The sequence below is a fragment of the Psychrobacter muriicola 2pS genome (assembly GCF_904846535.1).
Taxonomy (GTDB): domain Bacteria; phylum Pseudomonadota; class Gammaproteobacteria; order Pseudomonadales; family Moraxellaceae; genus Psychrobacter; species Psychrobacter aquimaris.
The window spans coordinates 1-2,230 of record NZ_CAJHBC010000022.1 but is presented as its reverse complement, the minus strand read 5'-3'; the positions used below and the strand labels follow the sequence as shown (position 1 = coordinate 2,230).

Annotated in this window: 2 protein-coding genes and 1 rRNA gene; all 3 read left to right on the top strand. The window is 41.4% G+C overall.

Annotated features, from left to right (window positions below; translation table 11 throughout):
- Position 1: 1 nt before the first annotated feature.
- Positions 2-116 (top strand): 5S ribosomal RNA (gene rrf, locus JMX93_RS14240).
- Between the two features lie 265 nt (positions 117-381).
- Positions 382-1,134 (top strand): SDR family oxidoreductase, encoded by a 753-nt coding sequence (locus JMX93_RS14235; RefSeq protein WP_499205090.1) that lies wholly within the window; start codon positions 382-384, stop codon positions 1,132-1,134.
- A gap of 230 nt (positions 1,135-1,364) precedes the next feature.
- On the top strand, positions 1,365-2,186 hold the full coding sequence (locus JMX93_RS14230) for a TIGR02391 family protein (protein WP_270896404.1): 822 nt from the start codon (positions 1,365-1,367) through the stop codon (positions 2,184-2,186).
- Positions 2,187-2,230 lie beyond the last annotated feature (44 nt).

The following is a 2,230-nucleotide window of genomic DNA, read 5'->3' as shown; positions in this document are numbered from 1 at the left end:
TGCTGACGACAATAGCATGATGGCCCCACCTGATCCCTTCCCGAACTCAGAAGTGAAACATCATAGCGCCAATGGTAGTGTGGATTCGTCCATGTGAGAGTAGGTCATCGTCAGCTCTCTATTCTAAGTAAAAGCCCCCAACGTTAATTCGTTGGGGGCTTTTCTTTGTGTGTAAAAAAAGTGCTATGTCTATCTAAAGAATGCTACTTCTCTGATCGCGTAACCGCTAAAAACCCATCACTGGAAAGTTGGTTTTGAAAAACAGTATAATCATCGCAGTTCGATAGAAAGCCTTCTCTTATTGCTATAAATCAGCCTAAAATATGAGCGTTATGCGTCACTTCGAATTCATGTATAAAATGATAGATTAAGGATAGCGTTATGAGTACTCAAAAAGTAGCACTCATCACAGGCGGTGGTCGGGGCATTGGTGCTGCCACAGCGATGCTTTTTGCCAAGCAAGGTTATGCCGTCGCTATCAACTACAAATCTAATGCAGATGCAGCCAAAAAACTTGCTGAAACGATCACTGCTGATGGTGGAAGGTGCATTACGGTTCAGGCCGATGTTGCTTCTGAAGAAGACGTCATCCGCATGTTCTTTACTGTCGATAAAGCGCTGGGTAGACTATCCGTACTCGTGAACAACGTCGGTATTTTAAAAAAACAATCTCGTTTAGAAGATATGACTGCCGACAGAATAAACACCATACTCACAAGCAATGTCACCAGCTATTTTTTGTGTTGTAGAGAAGTGGTAAAACGCATGTCTACTCGGCGCGGCGGTCTAGGAGGTGTGATTGTGAATGTCTCTTCTGGAGCAGCGCGCTCAGGCTCTCCTAATGAATACATCGACTATGCCGCATCGAAAGGCGCAATAGATACTTTAACTAAAGGGTTGTCATTAGAAGTTGCGGCTGAAGGCATTCGGGTTAATTGTGTTCGTCCAGGGCTGATCTACACAGATATGCATGCTGATGGCGGGGAGCCAGAAAGAGTAGAGCGGTTTAAAACTGTGATTCCACTGCAAAGAGGCGGGCAGCCTGAGGAGGTCGCCGAAGCCATCTATTGGCTGGCGTCAGATAAATCTTCCTTTTCGACTGGCAATTTCTTAGATATCACAGGTGGGTTATAAGTGGAATAAAAAGTTTGAGAGTAAATGTCCAATACATAGAATTTTTTGCTTGGTCTATTTGAGAGTAGGTCGTCGTTAACTTTATATCTAAATTTCCTTTAATTTAAATTAAAAAGTGTGCCAGTATTCTCCGTGGCGTTTTTACGGTCGCTGCGCCATAATAAGATACATTGCACCATTAACTGCGGTAGCAATCTGCGCTCAGTAATTGAGGTAAGGAATGAAAAAAAGTGAAAGCTAAATTTGCAGGTATTCAGTATCTAGGCGACAGCGGTATCACACAAATATGCAAAGAGGCAGTCATACGGCTTATACATGCTGGTGAAGACATAAAAGACGTGAAAATACTCACTGTTGAAGAAACTTATTCACATGCGCTATTGCTAACCCTCAGATATGATATTCAGGTCATCGTTAAAGGTGGTTTTGCTTCTGGCTATAATGGAGAGGCACCAAAAGGATATGCATTCGTCTTAAACTTATTACTTAACTATGCAGACAGTATTAATGAGTACATCATTTCAAAATCGATTTTTGAACATATATCCAATTCAAGTTTAACCGTGAAAGATTTAGACTATATCAATAGTATCAAGCCAGTGCGTCCTGCTAGGTGGTATGATTCTGCTTATATTCACAAGGAACGTGAGCGCAGTATTTTTAGTGAGTTTCCGCTTACCATTCCTATGGCATTGCTTGACCCACGCCTGATAGAGCTAGCCTTGGATTTTGATAAGAATCCAGACAATGCAATTATGGGTGCATACCGAAAGCTGGAATCTATCGTCAAAGCGCGTACAGACTTAAATAATGAAAGTGGCGTTAAGCTGTTTGCAAAAGCATTCCAAGGTGATGATTCCGTCTTGTATTGGGAAAACTTGGATTCAGGTGAATCTAAAGGCAGAGCATCGCTGTTTACGAGTGTCTATATGGCTTATCGTAACAATCGAGCACATCAAGAGCCCCATCATAATCTAGGCGATGATATTCGAGAGTTTATGTTGATTAATCAGTTGTTTGTTTTAGAGAGTGAAGCGGTGGTAAGGAATTAGTACACTGGAAGTAAATAGCTATATTTACATAATTAACTTATTAT